This window comes from Marinobacter sp. M3C (assembly GCF_023311895.1).
Classification (GTDB): Bacteria; Pseudomonadota; Gammaproteobacteria; order Pseudomonadales; family Oleiphilaceae; genus Marinobacter.
In genome coordinates this window covers 3,299,965-3,319,284 of sequence record NZ_CP092284.1, presented here as the reverse complement: position 1 = coordinate 3,319,284, position 19,320 = coordinate 3,299,965, and the positions used below count along the sequence as shown (strand labels likewise).

Annotated in this window: 13 protein-coding genes; 1 reads left to right on the top strand and 12 read right to left on the bottom strand. The window is 50.6% G+C overall.

What is annotated here, in order from left to right; translation table 11 throughout:
• Window positions 1–13: 13 nt before the first annotated feature.
• From MIH18_RS15505 to MIH18_RS15450, 12 genes are all read right to left on the bottom strand, one after another.
• On the bottom strand, window positions 14–835 hold the full coding sequence (locus MIH18_RS15505; RefSeq protein ID WP_249006425.1) for a type II secretion system F family protein: 822 nt from the start codon (window positions 833–835) through the stop codon (window positions 14–16).
• Window positions 829–1,707, bottom strand: a complete 879-nt coding sequence (locus tag MIH18_RS15500; RefSeq protein ID WP_249006426.1) for a type II secretion system F family protein — start codon at window positions 1,705–1,707, stop codon at window positions 829–831. The genes MIH18_RS15505 and MIH18_RS15500 overlap by 7 nt, the downstream gene beginning before the upstream one ends.
• Before the next feature lie 5 nt (window positions 1,708–1,712).
• On the bottom strand, window positions 1,713–2,990 hold the full coding sequence (locus MIH18_RS15495; RefSeq protein WP_249006427.1) for a CpaF family protein: 1,278 nt from the start codon (window positions 2,988–2,990) through the stop codon (window positions 1,713–1,715).
• Between the two features lies 1 nt (window position 2,991).
• Window positions 2,992–3,717: a hypothetical protein gene (locus MIH18_RS15490; RefSeq protein ID WP_249006428.1), complete on the bottom strand. Its 726-nt coding sequence runs from the start codon at window positions 3,715–3,717 to the stop codon at window positions 2,992–2,994.
• Window positions 3,714–5,657, bottom strand: coding sequence for a pilus assembly protein N-terminal domain-containing protein (locus tag MIH18_RS15485; protein WP_249006429.1), 1,944 nt, complete (start codon window positions 5,655–5,657; stop codon window positions 3,714–3,716). Before MIH18_RS15485 ends, MIH18_RS15490 begins: the two co-directional genes overlap by 4 nt.
• Window positions 5,654–6,406 carry an OmpA family protein gene (locus MIH18_RS15480; RefSeq protein WP_249006430.1) on the bottom strand — a complete coding sequence of 251 codons (753 nt, stop codon included), beginning with the start codon at window positions 6,404–6,406 and terminating at the stop codon, window positions 5,654–5,656. The genes MIH18_RS15485 and MIH18_RS15480 overlap by 4 nt, the downstream gene beginning before the upstream one ends.
• Window positions 6,407–6,605: 199 nt before the next feature.
• Window positions 6,606–7,358, bottom strand: coding sequence for a hypothetical protein (locus tag MIH18_RS15475; protein WP_249006431.1), 753 nt, complete (start codon window positions 7,356–7,358; stop codon window positions 6,606–6,608).
• Window positions 7,359–7,427: 69 nt separating this feature from the next.
• Window positions 7,428–7,808: a hypothetical protein gene (locus MIH18_RS15470; RefSeq protein ID WP_249006432.1), complete on the bottom strand. Its 381-nt coding sequence runs from the start codon at window positions 7,806–7,808 to the stop codon at window positions 7,428–7,430.
• A gap of 358 nt (window positions 7,809–8,166) precedes the next feature.
• Window positions 8,167–10,302: an EAL domain-containing protein gene (locus tag MIH18_RS15465; RefSeq protein ID WP_249006433.1), complete on the bottom strand. Its 2,136-nt coding sequence runs from the start codon at window positions 10,300–10,302 to the stop codon at window positions 8,167–8,169.
• Window positions 10,303–10,427: 125 nt separating this feature from the next.
• Window positions 10,428–11,903: a sigma-54 dependent transcriptional regulator gene (locus MIH18_RS15460; RefSeq protein ID WP_249006434.1), complete on the bottom strand. Its 1,476-nt coding sequence runs from the start codon at window positions 11,901–11,903 to the stop codon at window positions 10,428–10,430.
• A gap of 14 nt (window positions 11,904–11,917) precedes the next feature.
• On the bottom strand, window positions 11,918–15,010 hold the full coding sequence (locus MIH18_RS15455) for a PAS domain S-box protein (RefSeq protein WP_249006435.1): 3,093 nt from the start codon (window positions 15,008–15,010) through the stop codon (window positions 11,918–11,920).
• A gap of 52 nt (window positions 15,011–15,062) precedes the next feature.
• Window positions 15,063–15,890 (bottom strand): phosphate/phosphite/phosphonate ABC transporter substrate-binding protein, encoded by an 828-nt coding sequence (locus tag MIH18_RS15450; protein ID WP_249012807.1) that lies wholly within the window; start codon window positions 15,888–15,890, stop codon window positions 15,063–15,065.
• A gap of 347 nt (window positions 15,891–16,237) precedes the next feature.
• On the opposite strand from MIH18_RS15450, the gene MIH18_RS15445 reads away from it, so the two are divergent.
• Window positions 16,238–19,264, top strand: a complete 3,027-nt coding sequence (locus MIH18_RS15445) for an ATP-binding protein (protein WP_249006437.1) — start codon at window positions 16,238–16,240, stop codon at window positions 19,262–19,264.
• Window positions 19,265–19,320 lie beyond the last annotated feature (56 nt).

Genomic DNA, 19,320 nt, shown 5'->3' with positions numbered 1-19,320 from the left:
TTCCTCATCAGAGCTAGATCAGGTAATCCAGCAGTTGAAAGATTTCCGAAAGTTTGACAGCAGCAGGAAACGCCACAATAACTCCGAACATCGGCAGCCCGACCATCATTAGCGCAAACAACAAGGAAATGCTTTTTTGGCTAATAAGTTTTCGATTCATTTCCTCTTGCTGCTCGCGGAACGCCTCGGCCTGTCTGGAGAGATTTTCAGACATCACAGCGCCCGCCGCATGCCCCACCTCGAAGGAAGCCGCCAGCCCTTGTAGCTGGCGTATACCCGTGCGCTCATGAAGCCGCCCAAGAGCTGTGTGAAAGGCTTCACCAGACTGAATCTCCATTGCAATAAGCCGCAACTCGACGGCAAGAGGATGCCTATTCTCAAATCCATGCTCGCCTGCTTGTTGAACCGCTCGAAAAAGCGAAACGCCTGAACTCAGGTAGGCATTAACGAGATCAACGAAAAAGCTGAGATTTGCCTGTATCCGAAGCCTGCGCATTTTTCGTCTTTGCAAAAGGAAAAGGTCAACTGAGAAGAATGTGAATACCAAGCTTGCCCCCCACGCCCACCCTGGCAAATCAATTGTTAGCTCTGTAAAGACCAGCGCCGAGGCGATTAACAGTAAAAACTTTGCCGGCCAATAAACCCATACGAAATCCGTCGGCACTAATCCGGCCTGGCGCATGAGCTTTCCAGGATAGAAGCGGTGGATTTTCGGTTTGTCGTCATCCACAACAAATTCAGGACGTAACGTCGATCGGCTTAAAACGTAAACACCGCACAACGAAAGCACACAAACAATTGCAAGAAAGAGATCCATCAGATGGGAGTTCACCATGACTTACTCCTCAAAATGGCACGTGTCCATAAAAGGCCGACCACCTGCAAAAGAATCGCCATATAAAGTATTACTGGCCCCGCGGGGTGAGTTGTTATCGGTGCAAGCCACTCCGGCTCTTGACTCTGGAAAAAGGGGATCAGCAAGTAAGGGAAAATCACTGCAAAAAAGACGGCGTATTTAGCACCAGAAAGTTGACCCCTTGACTGGATCAGAAAAGATCTTCTGTCACGCAGAACTCTCGCCAGCGCCCGAAGCAAAGCGTCGAAGTCAGCACCCCCGTGCCAACGCGACCGAAGAAGGTTCACAAAAAGCCGGACTCCCTCTGAACGGTATCGATCAAGCATACGGGCTGTCGCGCCTTCGATTGAGTCTCCCAATTTAAGTCGGACAACCAAGTTTAGTAATTCGGTTCTGACGGCTGGTGTAGAACCCTTTGCAGCTGCCTCAATCGCATTCACCGCTGTGACGCCACTGGCTGACAGGGATGCGGCCAAATCAAGGGAATCGACCAGGTCCTGCTCAAATTCCTGAGCTCGCCAGGCGATCAAATCCTTGAGCACATAGAGCGCCAATGGGAAAAATGTTGCGCCTGCCGCAATACTAAACCCAACCTCTTCTTCGAACATCGTGAGAAACAGCAAGCTGATGGTAACCGCGATCAGGCATAGGCCTGCTGCGAAAACAATTGGCTCAAGACGCACACCGAGAATCTGCAGATATCTTGTTAGTGGCAAGGCTTGTTTTTCATGCAGATTCTGAATCGCATCTGCTGGCTCTGGCATTTGACGCCCGAGGATAAGAGGGATAAAGCGAGCAGCCGAACCCAATAACACCACAACGGCGAGCACAATACCGATCCACTCAAACATTGGCGTCACCCGAGCATCTCCCACAGAGCATCAAGCGTATCCGGCACCTTGACTCCCTGTTCATAAGCCTTAAGTGCGAATATGGGCCTCAAAAGACAGAGAAATTGGTCCTTCTTTCCGTTTTCTGACTGGAACCGAAATAGTTCCCTTAATTGCCTGCCGTCTTCCCCAGGGACTAACTCCGCAATACCCAGTACTCTTCTTGCGCCGGATGGGTGCCGTCCAAGGTGGACAATGAGCCCAATAGCTGAATCGATCATGTCTCTGATAGCCTGCCTTGGAACCTGGATATCCGAGAACATCGCCAGTGTTTCAATGCGCTTCAGTGCCTGCACAGGATTGTTGGCATGAACTGTTGTAAGACTGCCATCGTGACCGATATTCATAGCCTGAAGCATATCGAATACCTCCTCACCCCGGACTTCACCGACGATGATACGGTCTGCCCGCATCCTAAGCGCATGACGTAAAAGCGCACGAAGATCATGCTTGCCTTTACCCTCACTGTTCTCCTGCCGGCTCTCAAGCGAAATGACATGGTTATGACGCAATGCCAGCTCCGCAGAATCCTCGATGGTAACTATCCGTTCGCCTTCGGGAATGAATTCCGACACCGCATTGAGCAAGGTGGTCTTGCCAGTGCCAGCACCTCCAGCGAAGACAATGTTAATGCCGGTTCGAACGGCAAGTTTCAGCGTTTCGGCCATTGGTTCCGAAAGCATTCCGCTGCCTATCAGGTTGACCAGGCTCGCATGGGACTGCCGGAATCGACGAATGCTAACTACGGTTCCACTAGGACTTAACGGCGGAATGACTGCATGCAAACGGCTGCCATCTGGAAGGCGCGCGTCCACCGCGGGGTTGGTGGCGTCAAGATGCTTACCATGACCGCCAACGAACCGATCAACGAACCGGCGAAGATGCGGTTCGTCATCAAAGTGAACGCTCGAGCGCTGCAGGCTTCCCCCACGGTCGACCCAGATATTCGACGGGCCGTTGACCAAAATGTCTGTGATTGTCGGATCTTCCATCAACGGCTGCAAAGGACCCATTCCGGAAACCTCGCTCATAACACCGTTGGACAAAAAGCTGCGTTCTTCAGAAGACAGCTCCAGCCCAACCTGGGCAGACACCATATTCATCAGCACCTGAATACGCTTTCCAACGTCCGTGTTGTTCTCTATATCCAGAGGGTCAGAATCCAGGGAGGTAATTAGTCGTTTGTGGATATGCTGGCGGACCTTTGCCAACATTAACCCCCTATCGTGTGTACGCTGCTCCATATCAGGCACCCCCGATAAATCTTGCAAGATTCAGGCAGGTGGGGTTATCGGTCAAACCCAGTATTCGCCCCTCCGGCAGCGCAAATATCGGATTAATGGTGAAGGATTTTGCATACTGCTCGCAGGCAGCCGCCGCGTTGTTCGAGAGCTCGTAAAGCAACCCACGATGGTATGCCACTCGCCAGTCAGGCGCGCCAAGTTGCTCAGCCGATGCAAGTGCCGCGAAGCCCTTTTCAGGCTGATGGTTCAAATAGAATACAGCGGCCAAGGTTTCCTGGAGTCCCGCATGCATTGGGTTCAGTCGCCGTTGCGCCTGGAGCAAGGTCTCAGCACGCCGTGTATTACCCTCCTCCATGGCCAACCGGGCACCGAGTATTGCCGCCTCCGGCCTTGGTCGGTCCTGGGCCAGAAGCCGGTCAACATAGTACTGCGCCTCCCGGTTTTTCTTACGGCCGTGGTTGGAAATTGCGAGTGCAAGCTGAAGCCGCTCAAAGTCTGGAAAGCGAGTGAACAACTGCGTCAGACGCCGAGTAACACCGTCACATTCGTTTAACGCTGATTGAGGGTCGCGATGACAGTAATTGCCAGACTGGATATAGGCCAGTTCCAGTTCAATCAGCCTGTTCACCTCCCCTTCGGGATCTTCAATCTCACCCACAAATGACTGCTGAGCAGCGCAGCCCTGGAGCAGAAGAATGCACAATAAAATAGCGCTGTATTTTTTCATGGGGCCTTTTTCTCTTTTCTGTGAGCCAATAAAAGAAGGTTGCTTGCCATATCTGTGGTCGACGGAAAGGCCCAGAGATGAACTCGCTCATCAGGTGTCCGCACAATGTTAGGCGTCACTACAATCACAATCTCCCGGCTCTGCTCGTCCTCCGAAATGGCTTCAACAAGCTTTCCAATTAAGGGAATATCTCTGACGCCAGGTGTGAAATCGTTCTGCCCGGACTGGGTCTGATACACCAGTCCGCCGAGCACCAGCGGCTGCCCATCTTTTAACCGGGCACTTGTATTGATACTTCGGGTGTTGAATGCCGCAGAGTTCAGAGAGGCGCCGGTGCTGTTCGCAATTTCCTGAGTCAACGTTGTATCAGGCATGGAAATAGTGGGATTCAGGTCGAGCGTAATATTATCTGCCTCGTCGACCATAGCCCGCACACTGAGATTGATGCCAAAGGCTTTGAAAGACGTGCCGCTGAAGACTCCTGGTGCATTGGTGCCAATTTCATCACCGCTCTTCAGGCCCGTGGGCGCAAATGCAGTCGGAACCGGAACTTCACCGCCGACAGTGAAAGCAGCTGACTCACCAGCAAGCACCATCAGGGTCGGACGCGATAATGTTCGGGAAATGCCTTCGCGCTCCATGAGAGAGAATAAAAGATCAAACGCCAGATCATCTCCTCCAATCTGAAGGTTATTTGTAAGGGTGCCTCCAAGAACCTGGAGGGCGTTCTCAACCGTTGATGCGGAAGGTGGCATTGCCGATATGCCGCCCAATGAAAACAGACCCTGGTCGGTGTATCCCTGAGTTATCAGGGACAGATCCGGTCGCCACTGCCTCATTCGGGTTCTGTTGATCTCATGAATTTCAACCGACACGCGAATTTGCGGAAGATCTCTTACTTCGATCACTGACAACACACGACCACCACTGAGTGAGAGAAGTTTTGAGCGTGCGACGTTTGACTGGATGCCATTCTGGTTGATGGCGGACCCACCTGACGACAAATTACCTCCAGCGCCCGCATTAGAATTCCGGCTGGGGTTCTTTCCTGCAAGAAACCCGCCGGATTCATTAGTAATAGGCACCACACTGGAACTTTCATCTGCGTCCCCGTTGCCGAGCAATCGAGACGCTAACTGAAGAATTCGCGTAAGCGTGACCTGATCCTGCACCTCTCCTTCAAGGATAAATGTATCCGCTGCGTCATCAGGGATATCCCCACGAATAACACGGCGTATCCGGACGTCTCTTCCACCCATGGGAGCAACGGCAGCGGCTACTTTTTTCTCCAGGCTCTGAGGCAAGGTTTCAACCTGTATCAGATTGATAACCGCGACACTGGTCTGTGAGAAACCACTGTTTCCGTTAAGGCGAAACGCATCAGTGACTGTTTGTTGAGCTGACGCCAGGAAGTCGAGTGGCGACTGGGGAGAGTTCATGGCCTGACCGCTGCTTTTGGGGCGCTCTGCGTTCAGATAGTTTCGAGCGGCGGCGTCTGCGGCGAGTTTGAATTGAATATTCGGAACTTTGCCCCTCAGGACAAGTGCTGGTCGGTCTGGCGCAACCTCCAGCCTAATTTGATCGTGAATATCGTAAAGGGCGTCTTTCAATACCGACATGTCTTGACTGACACCGAACAAAAGCGTCTGGCTTGTCCCATCCTCATACCAGACCATCAAAGTGGTCCGCCCGACATTTTTGGCAAGCATCAACAGCTCACGGCCGCCCAGAACGTCCACTTCAATAATCGAGTTCTGTCCAACTGCGACCCTTTTGATGTCCTTATTGAAGACCAATCGCGAGTGCGTCCACTGAACCAGTTCGCTCTGTTTTTCAGTCTGCTTTCCGTTTAAGTCTTCGATGTAGTCCAGATTGGCTTCAGCCAACCCGCCGGCGGAAATAAGCCAGCCAGTGACCATTAGCAAACGCCAAAACATCATGACCGCTCCTCCGTTCTAGCATTCGGTTCCACCACGTACCTAGACGGAGCGTATCGGGGCGGGTTACAAGATGAGTCAACTGAGTTGTTTTTCTTGCTTACAGGGATAAACGTGACCAGCTCAACGCGTCGGTTCATTGAACTTGCCCCGGAGGCCTTAACGACAGACAGCGGGCTTGTCTCGCCGACGCCAAACCGTTGAATCCGGTTAGCGGGCACCCCCCTTTCGATCAAGAATGTGTAAACGGCGGCAGCGCGTTTCTCTGACAAAGACTGGTTAAATCGGACGCCGCCATCTGAATTGGTATGGCCAATAATTAAAAGGAGGGGCATCAGAGCGGTGCGTTCGAACTCTTCTGCAAACCAGGCCAGATCCGCTGCTAGATGGCCCGGTATTTCATAGCTTCCCTGATTGAACGTCGAGTCACTGACGAATCGGCGATATGTGCCAAAATGACCTGAAGCCAGAACGCTTTCACGCAATTCCCAACGGAGATTTTGGGGTAAGGATTCAGTAATAGTGTAGAAATCGAGTGAGCAACCCTGCCTGATCGATTGATGCCGCTGCTGCCGGGTTAGACCATGTAACGCTGACGGCTCTAAATCACTGGCAACAAAATAATGGTCCGCCAAGCCTCTGGCCTGTGCCTCATCCACGCCCTCATGACCACTCTCTATGACAGGCGTGATATGGGTGGCGCAGCCAGACAAAATCGCAGCTAACACTGATGTACTTACAACGGTCTTCATGGAGCAGCCCTCGTTTTTTATAGTTACCTACTAGCGTTTAGCGAAAGCCGTGCCACAAAGGGAATAATTTTAAGTCTATAAGTATCAGTAAGTTGAAAAATCGGAAAAAAAGTTTTTGCAATTTGCAAATACCAATTCGCATTCTGCCAATAAAAAAGCGACTGCATGGCAGTCGCAAAAGGCTCTCTCAGCAAGCGGCTTACTGAGTCATGGGAACAGCGACTGAACGCTTGTTGAGCCCTGCCAAGATCTCGATATTGCGATGGGTCGGGATAGGATCGATTCTGATGCGCGAATCGGAGTCCGATTGACGCGAACCATGAAGCACAATGGACACCGAATCGCTTGGCTGAATACTGGCAAGTGAATAAACGTATTCTGGAGCGATGGCCACAACCATAGAAACGGCCGATGTTGCCTGATATTTGCCCACAGCGCCCAAGAGGCCTCCGGCCGGGGCGGAAGAGTTGCTGCTTCCTCCCATCACGCCGACCAAGCGAACGTCCCTGGCGAGGGTTCGCACACCGCTGGCACCTGTGGCAAGTACATCAAAAAAGTCGCCATTTCTGAGCTGACTATGAGGAATGGCACCCGGCTGCGGCTTCATCGTGTATAGAACTTTGCCGTCAGGTATCTGCTGTGCCAACCAGGATTTTGGAGGGGAAGCGAGTTCATTGGTGCGGAAAATTTCACCGTGTTTCTTGTCGCTTGTCAGCCGTTTTCCAACCAGATAAGAGGGGTCTTTTACACCAACAATTTGTTTATCCACTCGTACTTTCTGGATCATTGCAGGCTCGATGCTGACACCTGCGGTCCAGTCTCCCGAAATTCCCAGAACTTCATGGGTGGAGACACGCTCAACCTGACGGACCCCCAGAACACTCGCAAAAACTCCGGAAATCAGAAACATACTGATAGCGGCTGTTGTGCTTCCTGTGAGTTTTTTGTTCATTCTTCACCCCCGGCTAAAAAAATACGGTGGCCGCGGTTGTTATCAAACGCGGCCACCGGGCCTATCCAATCAGGGCGTCACGACTGTGCCAACGGCTGCGGATGATGATGAGCCCACGCTCGCAATCGTTACCCCACCTTCAAGCGGTGTCGCAGCCACGAAAGTGAACTCGGTATCATCCCCGGCGTTGGTGTCAGTAGAATCACCGAAAACGGAGCCTTCAACAGCGGCCGTCTTTTCGCCATTTACAATGCCATTAAAGGCGTAAGTCTGGTCAAGGTGACCAATTGCCTCGGCAACGTCTTCCATCTCGGCAGTCAGTGCATCACGCATCGTGACCATACCTGCGACAAGGCCGACAACAAGTACTGTAGAGAGCAAAACCAACTCGGTAGTCAGAACAAATCCACCTTGTTTGGCGCCCAGCTTGCTAACTTGAATATTTTTCATTTTTTCTACCTCGATTGTGAACAGCGCTTTTGTTTGTATGTGATCTTTGTTACACACTTTAATTAGTGCACCGGTCGTGCCATGTTTTTTTTATCTCATAAATTCATAGATTTAACTTAATTTAAAGAGAGAAATCAGGCTAATGACAGATCTCAATAGATGGGTTTTGCTATGCAGAATGCGAATGGTTTTGCGGACGAGGCACCTATTTATAAAACTAAGCGATAGAGGCCGGTTGATAAAAAAAACACAGGCCGCAATGAACGGGCTGTGCCTGAGATTTAATCTTCGTGATGCGACCTTACGCTTTAAAGAGACCGCTTTTGACACAAACATGCTTACGTCTAATGCTGTTCCATTACGTTCCTAAACAAGCCCCCTCAAAGAAAGGTGAAAAATCGTCATTGGAAACAGGCCGTCCCGTAAAATAACCCTGAACAGAGTTACACCCCAGTTGGGCAAGTTTTTCCAGTTGCTCTTCTGTTTCCACACCCTCTGCGATGACGTGCAAATTCACCTCCTGGCCAATCGTAATTATCGCCCGTGCAATTGCTGCTGCCGTTGGGTCGGAGGTAATGCATTGAACAAAACTGCGATCTATTTTCAGGCAATCACATGGCAGAGTTCTTAAATAGCTCAGTGATGAGTAGCCAGTGCCGAAATCATCAATGGCAATGCGAACTCCCATGCTTCTGAGGTCATTCAGGTTTTTCAGCGCCTTACCAGTACCATCAACCATGACGCTCTCTGTCACCTCCAGTTCCACCAACTCCGGAGGAATCCGCCGGAGTTGCATACAGGCCCTCAACTCCTCAACGATTGTTCGAGTATTCAGATGTATTCCGGAAATGTTTATAGAAACCGGGAGAGGGGCTCGCCCCTGATCACGCCAAACCACAATTTGATCAAACACCTTTTCCACGAGCAAATGGCTGAGTGAAATGATAAGGCCCGATTTCTCGGCTATTGGAATGAACGTCGCTGGCGATACCACTCCCAGCTCGGAACTGGTCCAACGAATCAACGCTTCCATACCAATTAAGGCAAGCCGAGAGAGATCGAACTTTGGCTGGTAATGCACTTCGAGACGGCCCTCTGCAATATCCTGACGAAGTAGTCGCTCTATTTCGATATCCCTGAGCGCCCTCTCTTTTAGCTCGGCACTGTATCGGTATACCTGATATCCATTGATCGGCAAGCCGTTGGACTGAATCGCATAGGCGGTAGCGCTCATAATTCCGTCAGAAGTGGCCGCAGCTTCCAAGGTGTCCGCGATACCCACCGCCCAATCAATAGAGCATGTGTAACCGTCGACATCGACACTGGTTGCAAGGCGACGGAGCAATACCGTCGCCAGCTCCTCGGCAAATTCGCAGTCACGGATGCCAGAAAGCAAAACTACAAAGTCGGACTCTGAGAGACGGGCGATGAAAGAGGTCGGCCTGTCATCTTCATTCAGTGTTAGCAGGTAGCTTTCAAGCCCCAGCGCTATGCGTTCGACGAATGTCTGGACCAATCTGACTATACCAGGTCGACCAATTCGTGGTTCAAGACCGCTCAGGTCAAAGGCTGAGTAACGCAAAACCATGGTATGGGTATTTTGCTTCAATCCATCTCTTAATCGTTGGGCCAGTTCGGACATCAATTGCTTTTCGTTGGCGATACCAGTTTCCGGATCGGTGTAGGTCAGCTCGAATAACTGGCGCTGACTGAGAAAAGATTCACTCTGATCCTGCAGTAGGCACAACAGCTCGCCCTCAGCAGCCGCAACAAAACGCCCCTGAATGGTATGGGGCGCCCCCTCGTGCTGGTGGTAAAAAACAAAATTTTCGCAGCCCTCAATTTTCCGGGCGGCACGCAATGACGTATCGACTACCTGCAAGAATTCATCCGGGAGACATTCAAGAAAATTTCGCCCGACAATAATTTTTTCGCTGAACTCCCTCGGTAACCTCTCGATCAGGTGAGTTCCCTGTATGACGCCGTCATAGTCGAGTAGCAACATCGCTTCAGCGGACGTTTTCAACATCGAAGATATTTGATGGCTTCGGTTATTGAGGTGTTTTTTGATAGCCCTGGCGCGTATCAGTGCGTTCAACCGCTGAATTATGATTCGCCAGTTCAGAGGCTTGGGTGCGAAGTCCGTTGCTCCGCTCTCAAAAGCAGCATCGATGGACTCATCGTCATTCTGCCCAGTCACAATTATGATGGGTACCGAATCATCGCCCAGGTGCTCGCGCATCTTTTCACAGGTCGCAAAGCCGTCCATACCTGGCATTCTGGCGTCCAGGAGAATAGCGTCGAACTTGTGTGATTCTAACCAGCTAAGGGCGGTATGACCGTCGGATGCCTCTGTTACAAAAAATCCGGCTTTTGTCAGGGCCAGACGAGAAACCATTCGCACAGCAAGATCATCGTCGACAATCAGTAAATTATGGCGTTCAGAGGGGTACTCGGCGGTTTTCTGTTCGCCGAGTATATTTCGGGTGGGCATGGCAGTCTCCGTTAGCGATGTTTATAACGAAGGATTTGCAGTTAACATGCCAAGTAATTTTTAAATTTATTCAATACGTTATGGAACTTGCTTGCAAAATAAAAACCATTTTTGCAAATTGCAAATCAGATTGATTCTCGCGCCGCCTGCTCTTTCTCCCATTGCTGTTTTTTTCGGTAAATCGTGGACGCACTTATTTCCAGAAATGCGGCAGCTCTGGGCACGTTGCCATCGCATTTCGCAATGGCCGCTTCAATAACACGCTTCTCCTCCAGCCAAAGCGGAAGTATCGCACCGGTCGTAGAGGATAACTTGGGCTGCGAGCGAGCCGGAGTCTCGCTCGCAGAAAAAGAGGATGACTCCAGCGTCGCACTTGAGGGCACACTCGAACTTCCGGCAGAGACCGTGCCGCGCCCAAGCCCCTGGGAGCGTACCAGATTCGGCAGCATTGACATCTCGACGACTGTATCGTCATTCAGCACCACCACGTTTCGAATCACATTGCTCAACTCTCTTACGTTGCCGGGCCAGTCATATTGCGTCAGAAACGATTCGACGTCTTTACTGAAGCCAGTGAAACCCTTTCCTTCGTCGCTCGCATACAACGTCAATAGCGAGCGGGCAAGTAACAGAATATCGCCACCGCGCTCTCGGAGGGCCGGCATATGAATGGGTATAACATGCAATCGATAGTACAGATCCTCCCGGAAACGCCCTTCCCGTACTTCCCTGAGGGGGTCACGGTTGGTCGCGCAAATAAACCGGATATCAACCTTGAGTTCCTTGCTGCTTCCGACAGGGGTAAAGGTTCCGGATTGAATCAGGCGTAAAAGCTTGCTCTGCAAATCCAGAGGCATTTCACCAATTTCGTCGAGAAAAAGCGTGCCGCCGCTTGCCCTTAAAGCCGCGCCGTCACGAGCTGCCGATGCGCCAGTAAAGGCACCTTTTACATGACCAAATATTTCACTTTCGATTAACTCGCGGGGTATGGCCGCGCAGTTCAGTGCAACGAATTGCTCACCCGCTCGCGGGCTCTCCGAGTGAAGTGCCTCGGAGCAAAGCTCCTTCCCTGTTCCACTCTCCCCGGTAATAAACACCGAGGCGTTACTTCTGGCAGCGCTCTCGACAATCCGATACACATTTTGCATGGGTAAAGACGCACCGATCATGCGATGGAACTGTTCCCGCCGATAAACCTTTTCGTATTGTTGTACTGTCTCTTCGAGTTTGTGCTTTTTGAGTATATTCCCCAGAGTGACGGCTAACCGGGCTTTATCAAACGGCTTGGAAATGAAGTCACTGGCGCCCCGCTGCATTGCATCCACAACCATATCAACCGAGCCGTGGGCGGTGATCACAACAACAGGAAGCGACGGGCTCTCTTCATGAACTTTATCAAGTATGCTGAGACCACTCATGTCTGGTAACCGAACATCTGTGATCACAATGTCAAATGCATACCGACTAAGGTGTTCCAGGGCTTCAGCGCCGGTATGGGCGATGCGAACCTCGTAATCGCTCTGAAGATAGCTCTGGTAAACCATTGCATTGGAAGGGCTGTCTTCAATAAGAAGCACACTCGGACGGTTTTCCCTTGGCATAGCCACTTCCTTTCTCAAACGGTTCGATTTGCTATCTGCGAAGACATATCTAATTTCTCACGGTAGCCAGCATATTCCAGCACCGTTTCATCTGCTACGTTTCTAACATCCGTAACAAGAGCAGGATATGAGCAAGCTGATGACTCACTCGCCAAATCTTCGAGTTCGCTCGCCGCAGCCTGGAGGCGCAACCCGCCAAAAGTTCCAGAACAGCTCTTGAGGGCATGGGCCTGCTCACGGATTTCGGCCTCGTCATTGGACTCGACCGCTCGATTGATGCCTTCAATCCGTTTTTTTATCTCATTAATGAACACCGAAATCATCATCGGTAAGCTTTCCAGCGATGTGTCTTTAACTAGCTGGTTTAACACATTCATGGACATTACTTCCCGCTCTTCGTCACTGTTTCTGGTTGGCTTTTGCATACCTGCTTCCTTCTGCTCATTCTCATTCAGGCAACGCATAATGGCGTCGTTGAGAACATCAATACTAAAGGGTTTGCTCACGAAGCCATTCATACCTGCTTCGGAGCAGCGTTTCATTTCTGACGTCTCCGCATTGGCGGTCAATGCAAGAATTGGGGTGCGCGAATTAATTCCACCTGAGTGGCGGATTTTCTCAGTGGCTTCCAAGCCATTCATTCGGGGCATCCTTATATCCATAAGGATCAATGCATAGTCAGTTTCACGAGCACGCTCCACTGCTTCCAAACCATCATGGGCGAGGTCAACCCGGTATCCACGGCTTTTGAGAAGCTCCGCCCCGATCGTCAGATTCGCCTCCACATCGTCAACTAACAGTATTAACTGCCCGCAAATATCGTTTCTCCTTTCCGATACCTCGTCCCCAATCGGTCCAGTCGCGTTTTCCTCAGCTCCTTGGGCACACCTCTCCGCCGAAGTCACGTCTTTGTCCGAGAAGGGAATCTCAAAGGTAAAAGTTGACCCAACACCAACCTCACTGTCAGCCCAAATAGTGCCACCCATCCCATTAACGAGTTTTTTCGCGATGGCAAGCCCAAGACCGGTCCCACCGAAACCCGAATCCCTGGCTGCATCCACCTGCTCGAACTCCAGAAAAATGCTTTCCAAGAGGTCGGAGGGAATACCCGGACCCGTGTCACACACCTCGATGCGAAGTCGTTCTTGTTGGTCGCCTCCAGCGAGACACACCGTTGAGGCAAATAAATTCACCTCACCCTGCTCTGTGAATTTCCGGGCATTATCCAGAAGAATGATCAAAACCTGTTTGAGGTGAATTCTGTCAGCAATGATTACTGAAGGTATCGATCGGCTGAACTCCACGTTTATATCGACGCCTCTTTTCTTACTATTTGTGAGAACCGAGTCTGCGACACTTTTAATGAGTTCTGCCGGCGAAAAACCAACCCGTTTGAACTCAATGCGACCGGACTCAATTTTGGAAAGATCAAGAATTTCATTAATGACGCCAAGCAACGAATCCCCGGACTGACGGGCAAGTTCCAGGTAGCGCCGTTCGGACTCCCCCAGCTTGCCTTGTTCATGGATCAGTTCCAGTGCGCCGAGTACTGCGTTCATCGGCGAGCGAATTTCGTGGCTCATATAGGAAAGGAAACGTGATTTAGCGGTCGATGCCTCTTCGGCTTGTATTTTCGCGGCCATCAATTCTTGTTCCCGTTCTTTTCGCTCAGTGATATCGCGGATGGCTGCCATCACAAACGGCTCACCGTCAATCCAGATCGCAGTCAGTGCCAGCTCAACGGGAAAAAAACGCCCGGATTTTTGTTGGGCAGTCGTTTCAACACGCTTGCCAATCAAAGGCCCCTCACCCGTTGCAAGGAAATGTGCCATTCCCCTTGCGTGGGCTGGTCTCATCTGCTCTGGGACGAAGTGATCCTCCATGGACTGCCCCAGGATCTCCGATTTTCGCCAACCGAAAAGAGACTCAGCAGATTTACTGAAATCTGTAATTTTACCCTTACTATTTATGGTTATGAGCGCATCAAGACTTGAATCAACGAGATTGGATTTAAGCTGTTCACTGACCAACACTGCATGCGCCAATTCATGCTCCTGGGTCTTGTCCCGGACGATCAGAACAAATTGCTCACCGTTTTCCATATGAATTAAGGACATATTCATTTCAAAAAAAACGGTTCTCTCCGAACCTGTGACGAAGCTGGCCTTGACGCCTTTCTGAACCCCTTCCCTGTCAATAAGCTGCCTATTAGTTTCAGAGCCCAAAAAATCAGCTATCGGCCGACCCAATAGGAATGATTCATCGATTTCAAAAAGGCTCTTCAGGTTCTGATTTGCAAAAACGACGCGCTTTTCATTATCGAGGATTGCGATACCATCGGGGGCGGCGTCGAACATGGACCGCATCTCTTCGCCTTGTGCAACCAACTTGTTATTGGATTCCAAAAGTTCTCTGTTGGCTTGCTTCAGCGCGCGTTCGCGCGCCAAAAGTGTCGCTGACATGAGATTAAAAGCACGAATAGTGTCTGTAACCTCATCATTTCCTTTCTCGGCAATGGGTTCACTTACGAATCCCGATCGAAGCGTTTGACTGGCATTTCGCAATAATAGCAGCCGCTTGGTGAGATAATACGCCAAAATCCATGAGCAGAGACCCACGAGTAAAAGTTCAAAAAATGCGATGGCCAACAGGTGGCCTTGCGCTTGTTGAGTCAGGGCGTGGAGTTCTTCAACAGAAAAGCCGATTCTGAGTAGGCCGAGGGTTTTATCCGCTACCCGTATTTCATGATGAATGTCGAAAACGCCATCAACCGCCTTTGCCACACTGGTATCAGGGTTGTCGGAGATGCCTGAAGTGAGACTTGAATCAGTCGCCGCAAGGGTCTTCCCGTATCGCTCAAGACTTGCGTATTTAACACCATCAAGCCGGCCTAATTGCTGCACTTGTTCCTCGAGGGTCGCCAGGTCAAGGGAAATAAGGGCATCCTGAATGACAGTGTCAGCCAGAAAAACAGTATCTTTCGCCCGTTTTTCAATAGCCGCCTCGCCCTGGTTTTCGATATAACGAGAGGCCTGGCATATAAGGATGGAGAGGAAAAGCAGCTCAATAACCGCAATGCCGAGAATCGTTTTCCACTTAAAAGACATCCTGAAGCCTCCGGCCGCTATCAACTTCTCTGAAACGCCATATTACGAGCATTCATTGATCAAGGCCCAGTGCCCTTACCTCATTCCAGTCCGCATCGTAAGCTACTTGGAACCCTTTGATGCCCAGCTCTTCAAGGATCTTCTGGCCCTTTTCAGAGTCGCCAACTTCGATCAATGCGTTTTGGAGACTTAAGCGGGTTTTATCCGGAACTGTCGGATGGGCCGCTACGGCATGCCCTATATATCCCGGAGAAATCCAGAGAATTTCGAGCTTTGAACGGATCTCAGGATCTATTTCGTTAAACGTTCTGAGAATCCCACCTCCCCCGGCAAAAATTCCGTTCGCCACAGCGCGATAAACGGAATCATGGGACCTGACAAACGTGGCTGTGTATCCGGGAGCGATATTATTAAGAAAAGCTCGCGTTATCAGTGTCGCAGCAAACGCGTTCGGCGCCGGAAAGGCGAGATCCAACCCCGTTAGCCCTGCCAGAGATTCTACTTCTAACGTGGCAGGAACAACGATGATACCCCGAAGAAAATGATCCCGCTGACGGACTACCGCAGTGTACCCTGGGTCTTCGTTATAAACCGTAAAGTGATAGGGATTCATATAGGCGACGTCGTATTCCCCTGCGGCAAGGCGTTTTTCGAACTCTGGAATGTCCGGTGCCGTTGAAAACTCTATCTTAAGGCCAGTCTTCTCAGAGAGATAATTAGCCAACGGTATCCATTGTCGGGCGAGTCTTTCACTGGCTTGCTGCGGAACGACGCCGAGCGAGAGTACATCCTCGCCCCCATGTTGAGATAAGCCCTTTGGTACAAAAATTAATAGACCGCCAATCACCATTGCGGCAAAAACCAATGTTTTTCTGAACATACCTGCAGCCTTCCTTAAACGTGTGGATATCATCATGCATATTTCACTCCATGTTCTCGGATTTTGTCTCAATCTAAATAGTTAGTTGTTTTTTGCGAACTGAAATAGCGCCGCCCAGGCAATATGCGATGCATTTTGCAACACATACTGCAAAACGCCCTGTTCCGGAGTGGTGACCGGAGCGATAATTCTCCGGAACAAAAATGACATTTTCAAATCGGCACTGAACTTGCAAGCACTCTGGCAACCGAGAGCGGATTCGCTTAAAAACAGCAGCCCGGCTCCCTTGATGATCAAAGACCAAACGGGCCAACGGCATTTGAATCCGTGGAAGAGGAAGTAACTGAATGATCGAAGCGGAAATTCCCCATAATGAAGCGAAGAGACTAGAAGCCCTTCAACGGCTTTCCCTACTCGACTCGTTGCCGGAAGAGCGATTTGACAGAATAGTGGCTATAGCCCGGGAGCTGTTCGATACGCCAGTCGCTCTGATATCGCTGATTGACGCCGAGAGACAGTGGTTCAAATCAAGGGACGGCATAAGCCAGCAGGAAACACCTCGTGCTGAATCATTCTGCGCGCACGCGGTAGCAGCTGACACTCCGCTGATAATAGAGAATGCTCTGGAAGACCAGCGTTTTTGCAACAATCCTCTGGTTACCGGCGAATTCGGGTTGCGGTTCTACGCCGGACATCCAATCCATTCCCCGGAGGGCTACCCTTTGGGTGCACTTTGCGTCATCGACCATAAGCCACGTCTGTTTAGTGAAAAAAACCAGGAGCTGCTTCGAACACTGGCGGAGGCAGTGGATGAAGCAATTGCATCCAGGAGAGCGAGGAATTATTTCCCGAAGGTAATCGAAAGGCAGCGCTTCGGTGCTTTTATGCAGGGTATCGGAAGTCGACTTTCCCGGCAGTCCGTGTCGCTGGGTATCGCTGCGAGCCTTTTCGCTGGTTTGATTATGCTAATGTCCAGCCAATATGTGCAATCTTTGGAGAGCGATTATCTTCAAGATCGAGCCTCAATCTCCAGCGCACTTTATAATCTGCGTGGCCGCATGGAAACCGAGTTGAACGCTCGACTTCATCTTACCCACGGTCTTTCTGGCTTCGTCCGGGCCGGCCCGAAAAACATTGATCGACAAGCGTTTCTATCCTTCGCGCAGGACCTCGGAAGCAGCATTCCTGGTATTCGCAGCGTTCAACTCGCCCCTGATGCCATCGTCACGTACATTTGGCCAGAGGAGACGAATAGCCCGGCACTTGGCCACCAACTCCTCGCAGACCCGAAACGCAAAGAGGCAGCCGAGCTTGCGATCAAAAGCCGCAAGCTCTGGGTGGCCGGCCCACATGAGCTGATTCAGGGGGGCACCGCGTTGATTGGTCGGTTGCCGATATTTTTGCCACATACTGAATCCGAACCGGGCGGCGGCTCAGACATATTCTGGGGGTTCGCGACAGTGCTCGTTGATCTGGACAACCTACTTAGAATCTCTGAGTTAGATTACCTGTCAGATAAAGCGCCTGTTGCGATTCGCGGATACAATGGGCTTGGCAGTGATGGCCGAGTCTTTGTAGGCCCAAGTGATCTATTCGAAGGCGAACACCTAACTGCATCTGTCGCGCTACCGGAGGGTAGCTGGGAGGTGGGTGTTGCTATACCTCCAGCGCCTTCATTTCATGATCTACCCGGCTACATCTGGGGATTGATTGTCTCGGCGGCGCTACTTATCTCGACCCTGCTTTACCTGCTGTTACGCTTACCATTTCGGTACCAGCAGGCCGTCGATAACGCAAAAAACGACCTCTCTCAAAGTAATGCCCGTTTTAAAGATGCCATCGAATCGCTTCCTGATGGGCTCTCTGTATTTGACTCCAACGACCGCCTCATCCGCTGTAACAGAAAATACAGGGAATTTTTTGCCAGCGAAAACATACCTGTGCCTTTGGGACTCTCATTTGAAGAGCTTCTTCGAGACGGGATTGCCAGCGGTCATTACCTCTTTCCTGACATTAAAGCGTCGACCCGTGAGGCTTTTTTCGCCAAGCGAATGTCCCACCACTTGAATCCAACCCCCGAAGGAATCGAGATCCACATCGCAGATGGGCGTTGTCTGCGGGCGCAAGAGTCCCGCATTCCCTCAGGTGGGACAGTTGTCGCCTATTCTGATGTTTCTGAATTGAAAAACAAGGAGCACGAACTCGCAAACGCCAAGAAAAAGGCTGAAACCGCGAACGAAGCCAAAACGGCATTTTTGGCGACCGTCAGTCACGAATTGCGCACGCCACTTAATGCCATTCTCGGTTTATTGAACTTGGTTCAAATGAGCGGGCGGCTTGAAAAGACTGACCAGAACTTCATTGATGTTACTTACGAATCTGCAGAACACCTTCTTAACCTTTTGAACGAACTATTGGATCTCTCAAAAATGGAGTCCAACAAGCTAGAGCTCGAATCCAACACCTTTAATCTCGCCTGTATTACCCGAAAGGCAATAACCCTTTGCGCCAACAGAGCAGACCAAAAAGAAATTTCGCTTATCGAAGATGTTGATGACACTGCTGACGTAATGGTTATCGGAGATGCGGGGCGCCTCCAACAGATCCTTCTGAACCTGATTTCGAATAGTTTGAAGTTCTCTGATCAAGGCTTAGTTACCGTCTCCGTCGAAAAAACAAAAAATTTAAACGATGAAATGTGGTTCTGCTTTCGGGTTGTAGACACCGGGATAGGATTTACTGACGCACAGGCTAAATCCTTGTTTCAACCTTTTAGTCAGCTTGACTCAACCGCATCACGAAAACATGAAGGGACGGGCCTGGGGCTTGCAATCTGCAAGCGCCTCGTTGAACTCATGGGCGGCAAAATATGGGCTCAGGGCGAGCTGGGAAAAGGCGCGACTTTCGAGTTTGAGATACCTTTTTTAGCCAGCGCGAACAACGATAAAGATGAAGCTATCTCGATGTTTGAAGAGGCAACTCCGTTAAATTTTACGGATAGGCCAGTTCGGGTTCTGATTGCCGAGGACTCTCCTGCTAATCAAATGGTATTCAGAGCCATGCTTGAGGATACAGGCTACGTCGTCGATATAGTCGGAAATGGACTTGAAGCGGTGACTGCGGCCAACGCGTTCGACTATGACGTGATACTGATGGATATCTTTATGCCGGAAATGGATGGGTTAAAGGCTACGCAAGCAATACGGCAGTCAGGACGGATGAACTCCAAACCAATCATCGCACTCACCGCAAACGCCATGCCCGGTGATCGAGAAAAGTTCATTGGCGCCGGGATGGACGATTATCTTGCCAAACCAGTGAACAAAAACACCCTGCTGAAAATGTTGAATCGCTGGTCCCATGCAAAAGCATAATTTGTGTAAGCAACTGACTAATCATCAGTTTGAGAAGGATAAAAAACAACCACCAT